The organism is Mycobacterium sp. UM_Kg1, assembly GCF_000972925.1.
Classification (GTDB): Bacteria; Actinomycetota; Actinomycetes; order Mycobacteriales; family Mycobacteriaceae; genus Mycobacterium; species Mycobacterium hiberniae.
The window spans coordinates 1-18,025 of sequence record NZ_JRMK01000093.1 but is presented as its reverse complement, the minus strand read 5'-3'; the positions used below and the strand labels follow the sequence as shown (position 1 = coordinate 18,025).

Annotated in this window: 18 protein-coding genes and 1 tRNA gene; 8 read left to right on the top strand and 11 right to left on the bottom strand. The window is 69.4% G+C overall.

The window, feature by feature from the left end:
• Positions 1 to 73: 73 nt before the first annotated feature.
• Positions 74 to 403 carry a hypothetical protein gene (locus LI92_RS14675; protein ID WP_046320064.1) on the bottom strand — a complete coding sequence of 110 codons (330 nt, stop codon included), beginning with the start codon at positions 401 to 403 and terminating at the stop codon, positions 74 to 76.
• Between the two features lie 144 nt (positions 404 to 547).
• Entirely contained in the window at positions 548 to 1,297 is a 750-nt protein-coding gene (dprE2, locus tag LI92_RS14670) for a decaprenylphospho-beta-D-erythro-pentofuranosid-2-ulose 2-reductase (RefSeq protein ID WP_046320063.1), read from the bottom strand.
• A gap of 35 nt (positions 1,298 to 1,332) precedes the next feature.
• Here dprE2 and LI92_RS14665 point away from each other — a divergent pair, with 35 nt between their 5' ends.
• Positions 1,333 to 1,746 (top strand): F420-dependent biliverdin reductase, encoded by a 414-nt coding sequence (locus LI92_RS14665; protein WP_046320062.1) that lies wholly within the window; start codon positions 1,333 to 1,335, stop codon positions 1,744 to 1,746.
• Here the strand turns inward: LI92_RS14665 and LI92_RS14660 are convergent.
• Positions 1,743 to 2,891, bottom strand: a complete 1,149-nt coding sequence (locus tag LI92_RS14660) for a M24 family metallopeptidase (RefSeq protein WP_046320061.1) — start codon at positions 2,889 to 2,891, stop codon at positions 1,743 to 1,745. The two genes, LI92_RS14665 and LI92_RS14660, sit on opposite strands and share 4 nt — an antisense overlap.
• A gap of 32 nt (positions 2,892 to 2,923) precedes the next feature.
• On the opposite strand from LI92_RS14660, the gene LI92_RS14655 reads away from it, so the two are divergent.
• Positions 2,924 to 3,886, top strand: coding sequence for a 5'-3' exonuclease (locus LI92_RS14655; protein ID WP_046320060.1), 963 nt, complete (start codon positions 2,924 to 2,926; stop codon positions 3,884 to 3,886).
• 10 nt (positions 3,887 to 3,896) lie between these two features.
• Here LI92_RS14655 and LI92_RS14650 read toward each other — a convergent pair whose 3' ends face one another.
• From LI92_RS14650 to LI92_RS14615, 8 genes are all read right to left on the bottom strand, one after another.
• Positions 3,897 to 4,619, bottom strand: coding sequence for a DUF4333 domain-containing protein (locus LI92_RS14650; RefSeq protein ID WP_046320058.1), 723 nt, complete (start codon positions 4,617 to 4,619; stop codon positions 3,897 to 3,899).
• 73 nt (positions 4,620 to 4,692) lie between these two features.
• The gene (locus LI92_RS14645; protein ID WP_046320057.1) at positions 4,693 to 7,527 is read right to left on the bottom strand and encodes a DEAD/DEAH box helicase; all 2,835 of its coding nucleotides are present in this window, start codon (positions 7,525 to 7,527) and stop codon (positions 4,693 to 4,695) included.
• Entirely contained in the window at positions 7,520 to 8,428 is a 909-nt protein-coding gene (gene tatC, locus LI92_RS14640) for a twin-arginine translocase subunit TatC (RefSeq protein ID WP_046320055.1), read from the bottom strand. The genes LI92_RS14645 and tatC overlap by 8 nt, the downstream gene beginning before the upstream one ends.
• 39 nt (positions 8,429 to 8,467) lie before the next feature.
• Positions 8,468 to 8,698 (bottom strand): Sec-independent protein translocase subunit TatA, encoded by a 231-nt coding sequence (gene tatA / locus LI92_RS14635; protein WP_046320054.1) that lies wholly within the window; start codon positions 8,696 to 8,698, stop codon positions 8,468 to 8,470.
• A 74-nt stretch (positions 8,699 to 8,772) separates the two neighbouring features.
• Positions 8,773 to 9,732, bottom strand: coding sequence for a helix-turn-helix transcriptional regulator (locus LI92_RS14630; protein WP_046320052.1), 960 nt, complete (start codon positions 9,730 to 9,732; stop codon positions 8,773 to 8,775).
• On the bottom strand, positions 9,729 to 10,724 hold the full coding sequence (locus tag LI92_RS14625; RefSeq protein ID WP_046320051.1) for a helix-turn-helix transcriptional regulator: 996 nt from the start codon (positions 10,722 to 10,724) through the stop codon (positions 9,729 to 9,731). Before LI92_RS14625 ends, LI92_RS14630 begins: the two co-directional genes overlap by 4 nt.
• A 184-nt stretch (positions 10,725 to 10,908) precedes the next feature.
• Complete coding sequence (pafA, locus tag LI92_RS14620) at positions 10,909 to 12,270, bottom strand: Pup--protein ligase (RefSeq protein WP_152665483.1); 1,362 nt, start codon at positions 12,268 to 12,270, stop codon at positions 10,909 to 10,911.
• A 60-nt stretch (positions 12,271 to 12,330) separates the two neighbouring features.
• Positions 12,331 to 12,954 carry an ANTAR domain-containing response regulator gene (locus tag LI92_RS14615; protein WP_046320049.1) on the bottom strand — a complete coding sequence of 208 codons (624 nt, stop codon included), beginning with the start codon at positions 12,952 to 12,954 and terminating at the stop codon, positions 12,331 to 12,333.
• 80 nt (positions 12,955 to 13,034) lie between these two features.
• On the opposite strand from LI92_RS14615, the gene LI92_RS14610 reads away from it, so the two are divergent.
• From LI92_RS14610 to LI92_RS14585, 6 genes are all read left to right on the top strand, one after another.
• Positions 13,035 to 13,111 (top strand) — tRNA-Leu (locus LI92_RS14610).
• Positions 13,112 to 13,343: 232 nt separating this feature from the next.
• Positions 13,344 to 13,895, top strand: a complete 552-nt coding sequence (locus LI92_RS21865; protein ID WP_052740804.1) for a hypothetical protein — start codon at positions 13,344 to 13,346, stop codon at positions 13,893 to 13,895.
• Between the two features lie 104 nt (positions 13,896 to 13,999).
• Positions 14,000 to 15,310: an adenylate/guanylate cyclase domain-containing protein gene (locus tag LI92_RS14600; RefSeq protein ID WP_082109725.1), complete on the top strand. Its 1,311-nt coding sequence runs from the start codon at positions 14,000 to 14,002 to the stop codon at positions 15,308 to 15,310.
• 65 nt (positions 15,311 to 15,375) lie between these two features.
• Positions 15,376 to 16,620, top strand: coding sequence for an alpha/beta hydrolase (locus LI92_RS14595; protein WP_152665482.1), 1,245 nt, complete (start codon positions 15,376 to 15,378; stop codon positions 16,618 to 16,620).
• A 39-nt stretch (positions 16,621 to 16,659) separates the two neighbouring features.
• A complete protein-coding gene (locus tag LI92_RS14590; protein WP_502691454.1) occupies positions 16,660 to 17,268 on the top strand; it encodes an HdeD family acid-resistance protein in 609 nt (202 codons plus the stop codon).
• A 105-nt stretch (positions 17,269 to 17,373) separates the two neighbouring features.
• Entirely contained in the window at positions 17,374 to 17,937 is a 564-nt protein-coding gene (locus LI92_RS14585; protein ID WP_046320044.1) for a DUF4190 domain-containing protein, read from the top strand.
• Positions 17,938 to 18,025: the final 88 nt, after the last annotated feature.

The following is an 18,025-nucleotide window of genomic DNA, read 5'->3' as shown; positions in this document are numbered from 1 at the left end:
CCCCCCGAGCAGCTCCCACGCCGGTAGCCGGGGCGCGGGCGGCTCGTGCGCCGGACGCCGCGCTGCTCGGCCGCTAGAGCGGCGGGCTGCTGGGGATCGGGTGCAGGTCGGCAAACCTGGGCACCTCGGATTTCCCGGCTTTGGCCGGCGCCTCGCCGTCCATGAAGTCGGCGACGGCATCGAAGGTGATCAGCCCGTAGCGGACCAGCAGATCGACCGCGTTCAGCCCGAAGTGGGCGGCGACCCGGATCAGGTTGTCGGCGGTGATCAGACGCCCTTCGTGGGCTGCCTTGTAGTAGGCCGACTTGCGATAGCCGAAGGCCTCATATACCTCCGTCGCCGGCAGCGGCCTACCGACCAGGTAGGGCAACACGACCGACGGATCTTTCTTACGATCGTCCATGTTTTTACACTCTAGTCTTTCCGTGGGGAAAAGAACAGAAAAGTGTATGGCGATTCTGTCCGACTTCCCCCCAGGCCGGCAACGTCGGAATCCGACATATCCTACGTACCGCACGGTACCGGTCGCGGACCGGCCTGCGCTGCATTAACGCGGCATTCGCCGCCACACCGTGTGCGGGAGCAGTCGCAGCCCGGCGAACAGTGGCCGCAGCGCCCACGGCACCCACACCGTGCGTCGGCCCTTGCGCAGTGCCCGGGCCGCGGCGTCTGCCACCTGGGGCGCCGTGCTGGCCAGCGGCGCCGGACGCATGCCCGCCGTCATCCGGCCGACGACGAATCCCGGGCGCACCACCAACAGGTGCACTCCCGTGCCGTGCAGTGCGTCGGCCAATCCGGAGGCAAAGCCGTCGAGGCCGGCCTTGGCCGAACCGTAGACGTAGTTGGCCCGGCGCACCCGCACGCCCGCCACCGAGGAGAACACCACGATCCGGCCCCGGCCGGCGGCGCGCATCGCCGAGGCCAGGTGGGTGAGCAGGCTGATCTGGGCGACGAAGTCGGTGTGCACGACAGCCACCGCATGTGCGGCGTCGGACTCCGCGCGGGCCTGATCCCCCAGGATTCCGAAGGCCAGCACGGCGGTCCCGATAGGGCCGTGCTCGGCGATCAGCGACTGCACCAGCGGGCCGTGCCCGGCCAGATCGTCGGCGTCGAACTCCACCGGTTGCACCGCGACCGCCCCCGCCGCACGCACCGCCGAGATCTCGGCGTCAAGCCGGTCGCTGGCTCGGGCCGCCAGCACCACCGTGGCCCCCGGCGCGAGCCGCTTCGCCAACTCGGTGCCGATCTCACTGCGGCCCCCGAAAATCACCACCGGCCCGTCAACCGTGTCGTTCACGGCTGTGATTATCACCTGCGCTAGCGTGGGCGACGATGGCGAACGCGACTACCCGACTGACCAGCGATGCGTTGGCGTTTCTCACCGAACGTCACCTGGCGATGCTGACCACCCTGCGGACCGACAACTCGCCGCACGTGGTGGCCGTGGGCTTCACCTTCGATCCGAAGACCCACATCGCCCGGGTGATCACCACCGGGGGTTCACAGAAGGCTCTCAACGCCGAACGTGCCGGGATCGCCGTGCTGAGCCAGGTGGACGGCGCGCGCTGGTTGTCCCTGGAAGGCAGCGCGACGGTCAATGACACGCCGGCGGCGGTTCGCGACGCCGAACTGCGTTACGCCCAGCGATACCGCACGCCGCGGGTGAACCCGCAACGCGTGGTGATCGAAGTCCAGGTGGAGCGGGTCCTGGGTTCTTCCGACCTGCTCGACCGCGGCACCCGCTAGCCCTGCGGCGACCGCACCGGGACCACCACCAGCTCATGCGGCCGGTGGTTCAGGGGCTCCGCCCCGTCGGGGGTGACGATCACGATGTCTTCGATACGGGCGCCCCATGCGCCGGGAAAATAGATTCCGGGTTCGACCGAGAACGCCATGCCCGGCCGAAGCTGTTCGGCATTGCCGGCGACGATGTAGGGCTCTTCGTGCACCGAGAGGCCGATGCCGTGTCCGGTGCGGTGCACAAAGTATTCCGCCAGGCCGGCCTCGGCCAGTACGTCGCGCGCCGCAGCGTCGACCTGCTCGGCGCTCACTCCCGGCCGAACACTGGCCACCGCGGCGCGCTGCGCCTGCTGTAGCACCGAATAGTTTTGTGCGACAACCGGATCAGGCTCACCGATGCTGTAGGTCCTGGTCGAGTCGGAATGGTAACCCGGCTCGACCGGACCGCCGATGTCGACGACGACGATATCGCCGGCCTGAAGTTCCCGGTCCGAGCACTCATGGTGCGGGTCGGCGCCGTTGGGGCCCGAGCCCACGATCACGAAGGCCACCTCCGAATGCCCTTCGGCCAGGATCGCTTCGGCGATGTCGGCGGCGACATCGGCTTCGGTGCGGCCGGGAACCAAGAACCCCGGCACCCGGGCGTGCACCCGGTCGATCGCCGCACCGGCCTTGCGCAGGGCATCGATCTCGCTGGGGTCCTTGACCATTCGCAGCTCACGAAGGACCGCGGTCGCCAAGACGGGGGTGGCGCCGAGCACGTCGGCCAGCGGCAGCAGGTGCAGGGCCGGCATCGAATCGGTGACCGCGACCACCGCCCCCACCGCTGCCGCACCCAGCGCTTCGCCGACCATCCGGTAGGGGTCTTGGCCGTCGACCCAGTCACGCACCGCCACCCCCAGATCGGCCACCGCGGATTCGCGGAGCGCCGCCAGTTCCAAGCGCGGCACCACGATGGTGGGCGGACCGGATGCCGGAAGCACCAGGGCGGTCAGGCGCTCGAAAGTCTGAGCCCGCGACCCGACCAGGTAGCGCAGGTCATAACCGGGGGTGATCACCAGCCCGGCCAGCCCGGCATCGGCGGCGGCGGCAGCCGCGGCGGCCAATCGGTGGGCGTAGACGCTGCTGTCGAACCGGGAAGTCACGCACATCAGGCTAACCGGCGGCAAATAGGCTGGCACGCATGACTGCTCCCGTGCTGCTGCTCGACGGTGCCAGTATGTGGTTCCGTTCCTACTTCGGGGTACCGTCCTCGATCACTGCACCCGACGGGCGCCCGGTGAACGCGGTGCGTGGCTTCTTCGACTCGGTGGCCACCCTGATCACCCGCCAGCAGCCCGCGCGGCTGGTGGTCTGTCTGGATCTGGACTGGCGGCCGCAGTGGCGGGTGGACCTGATCGACTCCTACAAAGCCCATCGGGTGGCCGAGGAAGTCCCCGGCGACGCCGATACCCCCGATGTCGAGGAGGTTCCCGACGAGCTGAGCCCGCAGGTGGAGATGATCGGCGAGTTGCTGGACGCGTTCGGGATCGCCACCGGCGGTGCACCGCACTACGAGGCCGACGATGTGCTGGGCACCTTGGCGGCGGCCGAGCGAAGCGCCCCGGTGGTCGTCGTCAGCGGCGACCGCGACCTCCTGCAGGTGGTGGCCGTCGAGCCCGTCACGGTCTCGGTGCTCTACCTGGGCCGCGGCTTGGCACGGGCGACGCTATATGGCCCGAACGAGGTCGCACAGCAATACGGTTTGCCGGCCGGCCGCGCCGGGGCCGCCTACGCCGAGATGGCCCTGTTGCGCGGCGACCCCTCCGACGGGCTGCCGGGGGTACCCGGTATCGGGGAGAAGACCGCGGCTGCGCTGTTGACCCAGTACGGATCGCTGGAGGCGGTGCTGGCCGCGGCCGACGACGCGCAGTCGGGCATGGCCAGGGGTGTTCGGGCCAAGCTGCAGGCGGCGCGGGACTACATCGCCGCCGCAGCACCGGTGGTACGGGTGGCCACCGATGCCCCGGTCACACTGTCCACGGACTCGGACATCCTGCCGCGCGCGGCCGCCGACCCGGCGCGGGTCGCCGAACTGGCGGAGCACCTAGGGGTGGCATCCTCGATCGCCCGCCTGCAGCGGGCGCTCGACGCGTTACCGGACTGAACGGCCGGCGCTACTTGGGTCGACCGACCTCGTAGGTGCCCGAGTTGTCCTGGAAGGTGACGGTCACCTGGCGCTTGGTGCCGTCGATGCTGACCTCGCAGGTGAAGGTGTCGCCCTGCTTGACCACCGGGCTCTGCCCGTTGTTGCACCGGACGTCCTTGACGTTCTTCGCGCCGTAGCCGTTGGTCTGGTCGGCCAGAATCTGCTGCACGCCCTCCTGGGCCTTGTCGATGTCGAGCTTGGTGGTCACGAAGAAACCGGGCTTCCAGAAACCCAGCACCAGCAGCACCAGCACCGCGACGGCGACAGACGCGGCGAGCGTGCTGCCGACCACCGCGGACGGGCGCTTGGTGGCGGTCCCCGGCGCGGGGAACTGGCCCGGCTGCTGCGGGTACTGACCGTAGGGAGCAGCCGGCTGACCGTACTGGCCGGGCTGGCCGTACTGACCGTAGGGAGCAGCAGGCTGACCATAGGGGCCGGGCTGGCCGTAGGGAGTCGGAGCCGGAGCCGGCTGACCGTACTGCTCGGGCTGCGGGTAGCCGGGATACTGCTGCGGCGCCGACGGATAGCCCTGCTGAGGGTATTGCGGGTACTGCTGCGGCGTGTAGGCCGGCGGCTGCCACTGCTCGGCGCCGGTTGCGGGACCCTGCCCGGTGCCCGGCTGGTCCTCGGGCTGGCCAGGCTGCGGAGGCTGCCACGGTTGCGTGGGGTCGTATCCCTGCGGTCCGCTCATCGTTGTTCCTCAAGTCCTCTCACGTAGCGGGTGCTGATCACCGCCGGCTCTCCACCGTAGCGCCCGGACAAGCCTACCCGGCGTCAACGGCAACGACCCCGCGTAAAACCGTGTCGATCGCCTGTTTTGCGGTGGCCCGCAGTTCCGGGTTGGGCGCGGCGTTGCGCAGCTGGTCCAGCAGGTCCAGCACCTGGCGGCACCAGCGGACGAAGTCCCCCGCCGACAACGGCGCGCCCGCGCCGGCCGCATCTGATGCGGCCAGCGCCGACGCCAGATCCCCGGAGCGGGCCCAGCGGTAGACCGCGGCGACGAACCCGTCATCGGGTTCCCGGGTGGGGTTGATGCCGTGGCGGCGTTCGTCGGCCCGCAACGCCGCCGACAGCTTGCGGGTCTGCTGCAGGGCCCGGCGCACCGGCTCGGTGGGCGCCTGCAGGCTGGGCGGTCCGCCCGGCCCGTCCGCACCGCGGGTCTCATAGAGCACCGTCGAGACCACCGCCGCCAGCTCGGCGGGCTTGAGGCCGTTCCAGGCGCCGGTCCGCAGACATTCGGCCACCAAAAGATCGCTCTCACTGTAGATCCGGGCCAGCATCCGGCCGTCGTCGGTGACCTGCGGGGCGGGTGACGCCGGCTGTTCGGGGTCAGCGCTGTCTGGATCCGGTGCGCCGCCGGGCGGGCCGATGAATCCGCGCTCGGTCAACAGCCCCACAATCCGGTCGAAGGTGCGCGCCAGCGAATTGGTGGCGGCCTCGACCTTCCGGCGCAGCTGGGCGTTGTCGGCCTCCACCCGCAGGTAACGTTCCGCGGCACGCACCTTGGCGTCGCGATCCGGCATCTGGTGCACGGGATGGTCGCGCATCCGCTGGCGCAGGGCCGCCAGTTCCGGGTCCACCGGTGCATCCTCGGCGCCCGCGCCGCGGCGGCTGCGCCCAATGGGCACGGGCAGGGCTGCGGCAGCCGAGCGCAGCGCCGAGGCCAGGTCGCGGCGGACCCGCGGCTGGCGATGCTCCACCCGCTTGGGCAGGCTCATCGTGCCGATCGGCGCGATGGCGCCGGAATAGTCCGCTGAGGAGATCCGGCCCGCCCAGCGATGTTCGGTGAGCACCAGGGGGCGCGGTTCGTCGGAGTCGCGGTCGGCCGCCAGCACCACCGCCAGTCCGCCGCGGCGGCCATGGGTGATGCTGATGATGTCGCCGCGGCGCAGCGCCGCCAGCGCCGCGCCGGCCGCCTGCCGCCGGGCCAGCCGGGAGGCGCGGGCCTGGGCACGTTCGCGTTCGGAGATCTTTGCGCGCAGCCGGGCGTAGTCGAGCACCGCCGAGTCGCGGCCCCCGAACTCCGCGGCGATCTCGTCGAGGGTGCGCTCACCGCGGTCGGCGCTGCGCACCAGTCCGACCACCGACCGGTCGGCCTGAAACTGCGCGAAGGACTGCTCCAACAACTGGTGGGCCTGCTCGGGCCCCATGTGCTGGACCAGATTGATGGTCATGTTGTAGGACGGCGCGAAGGAGCTGCGCAGCGGGAAGGTCCGCGTGGAGGCCAGCCCGGCGACCTGGTCGGGGTCCGTGGTGCTGTCGGCGGGATGCCACATCACCACCGCGTGGCCCTCGATGTCGATGCCGCGCCGGCCGGCCCGGCCGGTCAGTTGGGTGTACTCCCCCGGTGTCAGCGCGGCGTGCTGCTCGCCGTTGAACTTCACCAGCCGTTCGAGCACCACGGTGCGGGCCGGCATGTTGATGCCCAGGGCCAGCGTTTCGGTGGCGAAGACAGCCTTGACCAGGCCGGCGGCGAACAGTTCTTCGACGGTGTGGCGAAACACCGGCAGCAGTCCGGCGTGGTGGCCGGCCAGGCCGCGCAGCAGCGCCTCCCGCCATTCGTAGTAGCCCAGGACCTCCAGGTCGTCATCGGCCAGGTCGCCGCAGCGGTGGTCGATCACCTCGGCGATCCGGGCCCGTTCGGACTCGGTGGTGAGCCGCAGTGGCGAACGCAGGCACTGCTTGACCGCGGCGTCGCAGCCGGCCCGGGAGAACACGAACGTGATCACCGGCAGCAGGCCCGCGGAGTTCAGCGCCGCGACGACGTCGGGGCGCATGGGCATCCGGTAGGCGGACCGGTCCGGCCTGCCCGATCCCGCACCCCGGTGCCGGCGAGTGCTACCCCAGTCGGTGAGCCGGTCGGCCTCCCGGCGATGGGCGATGTGGCGCAGCAACATGGGGTTGACCCGGGGCCGGCCGCTCGACGCCGGCGCCGCGGCATCCGGCGGCGATTCGAACAGATCGAACAGCCGCTTGCCGACCATCATGTGCTGCCACAACGGAACCGGGCGGTGCTCGTCGACCACGACGGTGGTGTCGCCGCGCACGGTCTGGATCCAGCCGCCGAACTCCTCGGCGTTGCTCACCGTCGCCGACAGGCTGACCAGGCGCACCTCTTCGGGCAGGTGCAGGATGACTTCCTCCCACACCGCGCCGCGCATCCGGTCGGCCAGGAAGTGCACCTCGTCCATGACGACATGGGACAGGCCCTGCAGCGCGGGCGAATCCGCGTACAGCATGTTGCGCAGCACCTCGGTGGTCATCACCACAACCGGCGCGCCTGCGTTGATCGACAGATCGCCGGTCAACAGCCCCACCCGGCCCTTGCCGTAGCGGGCCACCAGATCGGTGTGCTTCTGATTACTCAGCGCCTTGATCGGCGTGGTGTAGAAGCACTTGCCGCCGCCGGCCAGCGCCAGGTGCACCGCGAACTCGCCGACGACGGTCTTGCCAGCGCCGGTGGGAGCGCACACCAGCACGCCCCGACCTTCTTGCAGGGCCGCACAGGCCCGGCGCTGGAAGCCGTCGAGCCCGAAGGGCAGCTCGGCGGCGAACCGGCTCAGCTCGGAGGGCGCCGAGGTGTCAGGCGGGCTAGTCATGCGGCGCGGCGACCGGTGTGGGCGCTTCGATGGGTGCGACCTCGTCGTCGGCCAGCGCGGTGGCGGCCTCCCGCCGGGCCTTGCGCCGGTCGTGCAACCGGGCGATCTGAATGGCGAATTCCTGCAGCAGGGTCAGGGTGGTGCCCAACACGATCATCGAGAACGGGTCGGAGCCCGGAGTGAAGAAGGCGGCGAACACGAACATCGCGAAGATCAGCCCGCGCCGCCATTCCTTGAGCCGGTCGTAGCTCACCACGCCCACCATGTTCAGCATCACGATCAGCAGCGGGAACTCGAAGCTGATCCCGAACACCACCAGCAGGTTCAGCAGGAACCCGAAATAACGGTCGCCCGACAGCGCGGTCACCTGGACGTCGCTGCCGACCGTCAGCAGAAAACCGAGGGCTTTGGACAGCACCAGGTAGGCCAGGATCGCGCCGGTGACGAACAGCACGGCCGCCGACACCACGAAGGCCACCGCGAAGCGCCGCTCTTTGCGGTACAGACCCGGGGTGATGAAGGCCCACAGCTGGTAGAACCAGACCGGGCAGGCCAGCACGATCCCGGCGGCCAGCCCGACCTTGAGCCGCAGCATGAACTGATCGAACGGCGCGGTGGCCAGCAGTCGGCATTGCCCGTCGGGCCCGATCGCCGCCCGCGAGGAGGCCGGCAGCTCACAGTACGGGTGGCGCAGCCACTCGCCGAGGCTTTCCAGGCCGAAGAGCGGCTGGGTGTACCAGATGAACCCGACGATCGTGGTGACCACGATCGCGGCCAGCGAAATCAGCAGCCGGGTGCGCAGTTCCCGCAGGTGGTCGACGAGCGACATCGTGCCGTCGGGATTGGTCCGGCTGCGGCGCTGACGCGGATCCAGCCGCCGCAGAACACCGAGTGTGCGCACAGTCGAAGGGGACGCGGTCGCCGCGACGGCGGGACCGGGCTACGCCGACGGACCGCCGGCCGCCGGCGGGTCGACCCGCTCGGACGCGACGGTAGTCGAGGTGGCGGTCGAATCCGGCTTGCTCTCGTTCTGCAGCTCGCGGACCTCGGACTTGAAGATGCGCAGCGACTTACCGAGCGAGCGTGCCGCATCGGGCAGTCGCTTGGCGCCGAACAGAATGATCACGGCGACGGCGAGGATCGCCAGGTGCGACGGTGCTAAAGCGTTCACTTTGGTTACCTCCGGACGTCGCCACGATGCTACCGCAGGACCGCAGGTCGGCCTGCGGTGTGCGCCCGGCGCCGCTATGCGGTGTCGGCGCCGGTGTCCGCGTAGGCGGCCACGGCGCCCAGCGCGGCGTCGCGCACCGCGGCGGCAAGGGACTGCGGCGCCATCACCTGCACCTCGTCGCCCATGCCCAGCAGCAGCCGGGTCAGCCAGTCCTCGGAGGCGTAGGTCAACTGCGCCTCACGCCAGCCGTCGGGCAGCTCCGCGAGAGCCTGCATCGGGTAGTACTCGAACATCCACGCCGCCGACGGCGCCACGCGCACCACGGCCACCGGCAGCGCCGGGTCGGCGTCGAACAGCGAGGTGTCGGTCTCGGCCTTGCGTGCCGGTTCCGGCGGCGCGGACGGCTCGTCGAGCAGCTGGGCGCCGTCGATGCGGTCGAAACGGAACAGCCGCACCGCCTCGGCCTCCCGGCACCACGCCTCCAGGTAGCTGTGCGCGCCGATCAGCACCACCCGGATGGGATCCACGGTCCGGTGCGACAGGCTGTCCCGGGACGCTGCGTAGTAGTCGATGGCCAGGGCGCGCTGACGCCGCACGGCGTCGCGGACCACGTCGGCGGCGGACTCGTCGTGGGCGGCGGTGGCCGGCGCCGCCGGAAGCGCGGCCCCGGCGGCCTCCTCGATCTTGGCGATGGCGCTGCGGGCCGCCTGGGGGTCGACGATGCCGGGCATGTCCACCAGGGCGCGCAAGGCCATCAGCATTGCCGTTGCCTCGCGCGATGTCAGCCGCAGCGGCCGATCCACTCCCGCGGACTCGAACACGTCCAGGCGGTCGTCGTAGAACGTCACGTCGATCAGCGCACCGGGGTCGTAGCCCGGCAGGCCGCACATGACCAACTGCTCCAGGTCGCTCTGCAGCTGGCTCAGGCTCACGCCGAGCTCGGCGGCGGCCTCCGCCTTGCTGATCCCGGGGCGGGCCTTCAGATACGGCACCATGTTGAGCAGCCGGACCAGACGTTTCGACAGCTGCGTCATACCGGCACCTCTCCCAAGTGGGCACGAAGCCGCGCCACGACGTCGTCGCGCAGCGTCGGCGGGTCCAGGACCACCGCGTCAGCCCCGTACCCGGCGATCTCGCGGGCCAGCCTGTCGTGGGTGCCGATGTCGACGCCGATCACGTCGCCGTCGCGGCCGCCCAGCGCCCGGCGCTCCAGTACGGTGCCGGTCCGGCGCAGCGCGACGGCCCGACCGTCGGCGACCCAGATGCGCGCCTGCAGTCCGCTGGGCGCCTCGCCGACGGCCTCGGCGACGATCGCGCGCAGGTCCGCGTCGTCGGGCCGGGTGACGGCATCGACGGGACCGATCGGCCGCACCTGCGGGGCGATCCTCGACAACCGGAAGGTGCGGACCGCGTCGCGGTCGCGGTCGTGGCCCACCAGGTACCAGCGACCGGCGTGGGTGACCACGCCCCACGGTTCGACCGTGCGGACGGTGTAGGGCTCGACCGGTGAGGGGCGGTGCTCGAACTGCACCGCCTGGCCGTCCTGGACAGCATCCATCAGGGCGCCCAGTGCCGGTTCGGATCGATGGATTCCCGGCAGGGCCGATGGTGCGGCCACCAGCACATCGGCGCGGCCCTGGTCCACTTCGACCCCGGCGGCGCGCAGCTTGGCCACCGCACCCTCGGCATTGGCGCGCAGTTCCGGCGACTGCCACAGCTGAACCGCCACGGCGACCGCGGCGGCCTCGTCGCGGGTCAGGTCGATGGGCGCAAGTGCGTAGGTGTCGGGGTTGATGCGGTATCCCTCGACGGTGTCGAACGCCGAGGCTCTGCCGGTCTCCAGCGGTATGCCCAGGTCGCGGAGCTCGTTCTTGTCCCGTTCGAACATCCGCGAGAACGCCTCATCGCTGGGGCTGTCGCGGTAGCCCGCCACGGTGGCCCGGATCTTCTCGGCGGTGAGGTAGCTGCGGGTGGCCAGCAACGCGATGACCAGATTGAGGAGTCGCTCGACTTTGGCGGTCGCCATGACAAGAGAGGATAAGCCTCCACGGGCGTCCGGTAGCTCAGAAGCGCGCGGCGGGGGCGCATGTCCTGCCGGGAAACTCCCATGTAGTGCTTTGACAGTCGAAGGATTCCGGGTCGCCGGACGGGGGGTTCGGCCGGGGTCCCCCGCCGCGGGGAGCGCGGTCAGGTGGTGGGTGGTGGTCGCCTCACATGCTGGCGATCAGGCGCTTGACCCGCTCGTCGACCGACCGAAAGGGGTCTTTGCACAGCACGGTGCGCTGCGCCTGGTCGTTGAGCTTCAGATGTACCCAGTCGACGGTGAAGTCGCGGCCCGCTGCCTGTGCGGCACTGATGAATTCGCCACGCAGCTTGGCGCGAGTGGTCTGCGGCGGGGTGTCGACGGCCTCGTCGACTTCCTCGTCGGTGGTCACGCGGGCGGCCAATCCTTTGCGCTGCAGCAAGTCGAACACCCCGCGTCCGCGCTTGATGTCGTGGTAGGCCAGGTCCAGCTGGGCGATCTTCGGATCCGACAGTTCCATGTTGTAGCGATCCTGGTAGCGCTGGAACAGCTTTCGCTTGATCACCCAGTCGATTTCGGTGTCCACCTTGGCGAAGTCCTGGGTCTCGACGGCGTCGAGCTGGCGGCCCCACAAGTCGATGACCTGGTCGAGCTGCGGGTTGTCGGCCGCCCGGGTCTGCACGTACTCCACGGCCCGCCCGTAGTACTCGCGCTGGATGTCCAGTGCACCGGCCTGGCGCCCGCCGGCCAACCGGACCGGGCGCCGGCCGGTGACGTCATGGCTGACCTCCCGGATCGCCCGGATCGGGTTGTCCAGCGAGAAGTCCCGGAAGGACACCCCGGCTTCGATCATCTCCAGCACCAGCGCCGCACTGCCCACTTTGAGCAGGGTCGAGGTCTCGGACATGTTGGAGTCGCCGACGATGACGTGCAGGCGCCGGTATTTCTCGGCGTCGGCGTGCGGCTCGTCGCGGGTGTTGATGATGGGCCGGGACCGGGTGGTGGCGCTGGAAACGCCTTCCCAGATGTGCTCGGCGCGCTGGGACAGGCAGAACGTGGCGGCCTTGGGGGTCTGCAGCACCTTGCCTGCGCCGCAGATCAGCTGCCGGGTCACCAGGAACGGCAGCAGCACGTCGGAGATCCGGGAGAACTCCCCCGCTCGCACGATGAGGTAGTTCTCATGGCAGCCGTAGGAGTTGCCGGCGGAGTCGGTGTTGTTCTTGAACAGGTAGATGTCGCCGCCGATACCCTCGTCGGCCAGCCGCTGCTCGGCGTCGATGAGCAGGTCTTCGAGCACCCGTTCGCCGGCGCGGTCGTGCGTGACCAGCTGGATCAGGTTGTCGCACTCCGCGGTGGCGTACTCGGGATGACTACCGACGTCGAGATACAACCGAGCCCCGTTGCGCAGGAACACGTTCGAGCTGCGACCCCAGGACACCACCCGGCGGAACAGGTAACGTGCGACCTCGTCCGGTGAGAGGCGTCGATGGCCATGGAAGGTGCAGGTGACACCGAACTCGGTCTCAATCCCCATGATTCTGCGCTGCACGTCATCGAGCGTACTGGTTGTGCCTGCGCAACGGGGTCAGACAGGCTGGTGGCGTGCCGCTCAGGCGGGCGGGTTGGCCGGGGCCTGGACGTTTTCCAGGACCACTTCGGCCACTTGGCGCATGGTGGTGCGTTTATCCATCGCGGCGCGCTGAATCCACTTGAATGCCTCGGGTTCGGTCAGCCCGTGCGCCGTCTGCAGCACACCTTTGGCCCGCTCGACCAGCTTGCGGGTCTCCAGCTGCTCGGCCAGGGAACCGACCTCGCGTTCCAGGGCGGTGATCTCTTCGGCCCGGCTGACCGCCAGCTCGATGGCCGGGACCAGGTCGCCGGCCGTGAACGGTTTGACCAGATAGGCCATCGCCCCGGCGTCGCGGGCCCGTTCCACCAGGTCGCGCTGGCTGAATGCGGTCAGGATGACGATCGGGGCAATGCGTTTGGCCGCGATCTCCGACGCCGCGTCGATGCCGTCGCGGCGCGGCATCTTCACGTCGAGGATCACCAGGTCCGGGCGCAGCAGTTCAGCCAGTTCCACGGCTTCCTGACCGTCGCCGGCCTCGCCCACCACCTCGTAGCCCTCTTCGCGCAGCATCTCGGCGAGATCCAGCCGGATGAGCGCCTCGTCTTCGGCGATCAGCACCCGCCGGGCTGGACGTTCGCTGCTGTCGGACGTGTGGTCGGTCATCCCCCTATTCTGTCGTGGCTGCCGGTGGAGGCAAGCGGGCGGGGCATCGTCTAAGGTGGGAATCCGCGCAACGGCGCAGGGCCCTCGTATCCCAACTGGCAGAGGAAACGGATTCAAAACCCGTGCAGTGTGAGTTCGAATCTCACCGAGGGCACCACATAAAGCCAGCTCAATACCGGTTTGCGGCCTAGCGATTCAGCTCGGAACCCCGCTCGGCAGATCGGCCGATTAAAGCAATCAGCCGGCCTGCCGGATTGGGTTGAGCGGCGCGTCGCGTTCATCGGCACCAGTCGGTTCGCCATTGTCGGCACCCATCGGCATCGCTGAATTTAGTATTCAAAAGACGCCGCGATCGGGGCAGCCGAGGAGGGCCATTGAGGACGTCATTGGTGGGTGTTCTGATCGCACTGCTGGGCGTGGCAGTCGGCGTCATCGTCGGTGCCTCCATGCACGATCACGGGCACACCAGCCAGACCCCGGCAAAAGCACGCGGCTACGCCGATGATCCGGTGTCCGGCCGCGACGGCGGCGTCGGTGGAAACCTCCTGCCCAGCACTCCGCTGCAGGTCGATTCCGAAGGGCCGGGATACGACGACTGCGAATCGTGCCATCTGCCCTTTGTGCCATTCTTCGGAACACCCGCCGGAATCAACTGCGAAATCGATTACCGGCGGGCCGATCTGCCCGATTCGGCATATTGCATGTCGGTGCAGCCCGCACAGCACGTATCGATGAACACCGAGGGTGAGTTGTCGGTCTGCCGCGACAGCGTCGACTGTTTGTCCGATCCCCCGTTCGACCAACCGATACTGCGCTTCGGGCAGAGCGCACAGGCCGGGCCGTTCAACTGCCGGTCGGAAGCCGAGGGCGTGACCTGCACCGTCCGCCCCTCCGAACGCGGCTTCACGATCTCGCCGTCCGGGATCGAACCCGTCGGCTGACCCTCAGCGCGGTGCATGCAACACCATGAAAGCTGACCCTAGAGGCAGGCCTGCGACCAGGCGAAACCGCCAACTGCGCGGTGGGCCCGATTAGGCTGGAGCTCGTGTCCGTCAAGCGGTTCCTCGCGGTGCCCGCCGAGGCGCAGAGTCCCTACCGCCGTACCCACTGCGTGCCGGCCCGCACCCGGCACTACGCGGGGCGGCTGTCACAGCGGCTGCGCATCCTCAAGGTGTCCGCCGGGATGGCCGCGATGATCAGCGCCGGCTGGGGCCTGCTGGAGCTCTGGGCCGCGCCCGGCCACTGGGGGATCGCGCTGATCAACCTCGTGGCCGCGACCGCCCTGGCCCTGACCCCGCTGCTGTACCGCTTCGGCGAGCTCATCGCGCCCCTGACCTTCGTAGGGATCGCCTACCTGACGACCGCCGTGGTCTGCTGGGTGGTGGGCGCCGGATCAGGCATCCAGTTCTATTTCCTGGCCGCGGCATCGATCAGTGTGCTCATCCTCGGCGTGGACCGGATCAAGCTGGCGGCCGCCGTGGCCGGGGTCGGGGCGTCGCTGACCATCGCCCTGCATTTCCTGGTGCCCGCCGACAAGCTGCAGCAGCCGGCCTGGCTGCACAACCTGTCCTACGTCATGGTGGTCGTCTCGGCGTGCTTCATGGTGGTCGCCACCGTCTGGTTCGCGCTGCGTGAGATCGCCCGCGCCGAAGCGGCGATGGAAGCCGAATACGAGCGTTCCGAAGCCCTGCTGGCCAACATCTTGCCCACGGCCGTCGCCGACCGCCTCAAGAACCCGGCAGTCGACGTCATCGCCGACAGCTACCCGGATGCCTCGGTACTGTTCGCCGACATCGCCGATTTCACCCGGCGGGCCAGCCAGACCGACCCGGGCCAGCTGGTCGGCTTCCTCAACGAGCTGTACAGCGGCCTGGACCGCCTGGTCGACCGGCACGGCCTCGAGAAGATCAAGACCAGCGGCGACTCCTACATGGTGGTCAGCGGGGTTCCCGATCCGCGGCCGGACCACCTGCATGCGCTGGCCCGGCTGGCCCTCGACATCGCCGCCACCATCGCCGACCTGCGCGACCCCCTGGGCCGCCCGGTATCGCTGCGGATCGGGCTGGCCAGCGGACCGGTGGTGGCCGGCGTGGTGGGCAACCGCCGGTTCTTCTACGACGTCTGGGGCGACGCGGTGAACCTCGCCTCGCGGATGGAGTCGACCGGTGTGCCCAACCGCATCCAGGTGCCCCAAGAGGTCAGGGACCGCCTGAGCGACGTCTTCGTGCTCGAGGAGCGCGGCGACGTCGACGTCAAGGGCAAGGGTGTGATGCGGACGTGGTTTCTGGTCGGCGTCCGCCCCCGCGCCGCGCGCGGTCCGGCCGGCCGCCCCCTGTCGGTGACACCGGCACGCTGAGCCGGCGGTTCGGCCGGTTTCGGTAGGGTGCCGGATCAGGTCGTCCCACAACGCTGAGGAGCGCAATGACAAGGCTTTTGGCCGTGCTCGGCTCGCTGGCCGGTCTGGCCAACACCATCAACGGTTACCGGCCGCTGACCAGGCGTGGCTATCCCTCGTTGTATGCGTTCGGCTTCGGCCTGATCACCTCGGAGCTGCCCCTGCAACTCATCGCCGGTCAGTCCGCGGTGCTGGCGGCGCTGTCGCGGTGGCTGTCGCCGCAGGCCCGGCGGGCCGGCTGGCTGCTGTCGGCATTGTCCTGGCTGGGTCTGCTGGGGCTGCACCATGCCGGGCGCACCGCCGATAAAACCCTGACCGCGGCGCTGGACACCGGACTCGGGACCCGGCGGCGCACCGACAGCCGGGATCTGTGGCAGCGACCGGGTCCCGACGGCGAGATCGCCAAGGCCCCCGGTGTGGTGCGGATGATGCGGGTCTATCGGGACTACGCCACCGACTCCGACATCCCCTACGGGGAATACGGCGGTCGTAACACCCTGGATGTGTGGCGGCACCGCGACCTGCCCCGCGACGGTCGCGCACCGGTCCTGGTGCAGGTGCACGGGGGCGCGTGGATGGTGGGAAGCAAACGCGGCCAAGCACACCCGCTGATGGCACACCTGGTGGAGCGGGGCTGGGTGTGCGTGTCGATCAACTACCGGTTGAGTCCGCGCTCCACCTGGCCCGACCACATCGTCGACGTCAAGCGGGCGCTGGCCTGGACCAAGGCGAACATCGCCGACTACGGCGGGGACCCGGACTGGATCGCGCTGACCGGCGGCTCGGCGGGCGGTCACCTGTGTGCTCTGACCGCACTGACTCCCAACGACCCGCGATTTCAGCCGGGCTTCGCCGACGCCGACACCAGCGTCCGGGCGGCGGTCCCGTTCTACGGGGTCTACGACTTCACCGGCGAGACCGGGCTGCACCCGCTGTTGACCCCCACGGTGGGCGCCTACGTGTTCAAGCAGAGCTGGCGGCGATTCCCCGAGACCTATCGCGACGCCTCCCCGATGACCTACATCTCTGCCGAGGCCCCACCTCTTTTCCTGCTGCACGGGCGCAACGATTCGCTGGTCCCGGTGGAACAGGGCCGCGCTTTCGCCGCCCGGCTGCGCGAGGTCAGCGCGAACCCGGTGGTGTATGCCGAGTTGCCGCGAGCAGAGCACGCCTTCGACATTTTCGGTTCGCCGCGGGCCGGTCACACGGCGGTCGCCGTCGAGCAGTTCCTGGCCGAGATTTACGCCCGGGGAACCGCGCCGGCGTCCTGAGTGCTCAGGGGGTGCGATACCCCGGCCAGAACGCCGTAGTTGTGCGAGACTCCGGATATGGAAACGACGGTTCCGAACCTGCTGCCGAATCTGTGGAAGTCGACGCTGGTCTCTGGTGTGTTGGCCCTTATCTTGGGCGTGCTGGTCTTGGTCTGGCCCGGCCGGTCCGTTCTGGCTGCGGCCGTGCTGTTCGGTGTGTACCTGGTGGTCACCGGGGTTGCGCAGCTGATCTTTGCGTTCAGCCTTCCCATCATGTCGGCCGGCGGAAGGGTGTTGCTGTTTCTCAGCGGCACCGCGTCGGTGATTCTGGCCGTCCTGTGCTTCCGGCACTTCAACTCTGACGAAGAGGCGCTGGCGGTGCTGCTGCTGGCCATCTGGATCGCGGTTGGGTTCATCTTCCGGGGAGTGGCGACGGCGGTGGCGGCCATCAGCGACCCGGCGTTGCCGGGCCGCGGCTGGCAGATCTTCATGGGCGTGGTGAGCCTGCTGGCAGGTCTGGTGACGCTGGCGTCGCCGTTCGCCTCGTTGTGGGTCCTGGCGGTGGTCGTCGGCAGCTGGCTGATCGTCATCGGCATCGCGGAGATCATCACCGGCTTCAAGATTCGCAGCGCATCGCGCGAACTCGCCACCACCTTCTCGGTCGGGTAATCGGGCGGCCGAACGTCCACGACCGCCGCCCGAGCGCCGTCGCGGGTACCCTGAGTCCTGATCCGTTGTCACACCTGCCTGATGCTCTGATGTGGAGTCCGCTCAATGCCCGAGTCCGGCACGCCGTCGCTGTCGCCCGAGTCTCAGCCGTCCGTCGATAGCTATCCCTCGCCGGGCTACCCGTACCCGTACCCGTACCCGTATCCGGCGCCCGGGCAGTACCCCGGCTATCCCCCGCCCGGGGCGCCCCCCGCGCTGCGGAACGGCGCAGGTATCGCGGCGCTGATCGTGGCGATCGCCGGCATCGTGACAGCGCTGTCGGTGATCGGCGGGGTGGCCTTGGGCCTGGTGGCGGTGGTGCTGGGCATCATCGGCCGCGGCCGGGCCAAGCGCGGCGAAGCCGACAACGGCGGCGTCGCCCTCGCCGGGATCGTGCTGGGCGCTCTGGCAGTGGCCGCCGGGATCGGCTGCATTTTCATCTACGTCGGCATCTGGCGCACCGCCGGCGGCGGCGACTACGTGGCGTGCATGACCAAGGCCGGTTCGGATGCCGAGGCCCAGCAGCAATGCACCGAGCGGTTCAAAGAGCACTTCGAGAACACCTTCGGCAGCGGCGCCGACGCCCCGATGGTGCAGGAGGAATCGGACACCGGCCTGATGCCCGCCTAGCGCGGACTGCGAGCGCGGCGGAGCCGGGCGAAGCAGGTCCGCGCAAAACCCGCGCGGACTGCGAGCGCGGCGGAGCCGGGCGAAGCAG

Bases quoted from the DNA above. Each gene is read 5' to 3' on its own strand.
- LI92_RS14665 (WP_046320062.1), top strand. From the start codon at position 1,333: ATGGCGAACGCGACTACCCGACTGACCAGCGATGCGTTGGCGTTTCTC.
- LI92_RS14650 (WP_046320058.1), bottom strand. From the start codon at position 4,619: ATGAGCGGACCGCAGGGATACGACCCCACGCAACCGTGGCAGCCTCCG.
- LI92_RS14660 (WP_046320061.1), bottom strand. From the start codon at position 2,891: ATGTGCGTGACTTCCCGGTTCGACAGCAGCGTCTACGCCCACCGATTG.
- LI92_RS14585 (WP_046320044.1), top strand. From the start codon at position 17,374: ATGCCCGAGTCCGGCACGCCGTCGCTGTCGCCCGAGTCTCAGCCGTCC.
- LI92_RS14615 (WP_046320049.1), bottom strand. From the start codon at position 12,954: ATGACCGACCACACGTCCGACAGCAGCGAACGTCCAGCCCGGCGGGTG.
- LI92_RS14595 (WP_152665482.1), top strand. From the start codon at position 15,376: ATGACAAGGCTTTTGGCCGTGCTCGGCTCGCTGGCCGGTCTGGCCAAC.
- LI92_RS14675 (WP_046320064.1), bottom strand. From the start codon at position 403: ATGGACGATCGTAAGAAAGATCCGTCGGTCGTGTTGCCCTACCTGGTC.
- LI92_RS14655 (WP_046320060.1), top strand. From the start codon at position 2,924: ATGACTGCTCCCGTGCTGCTGCTCGACGGTGCCAGTATGTGGTTCCGT.
- LI92_RS14630 (WP_046320052.1), bottom strand. From the start codon at position 9,732: ATGACGCAGCTGTCGAAACGTCTGGTCCGGCTGCTCAACATGGTGCCG.
- LI92_RS14645 (WP_046320057.1), bottom strand. From the start codon at position 7,527: ATGACTAGCCCGCCTGACACCTCGGCGCCCTCCGAGCTGAGCCGGTTC.
- LI92_RS14625 (WP_046320051.1), bottom strand. From the start codon at position 10,724: ATGGCGACCGCCAAAGTCGAGCGACTCCTCAATCTGGTCATCGCGTTG.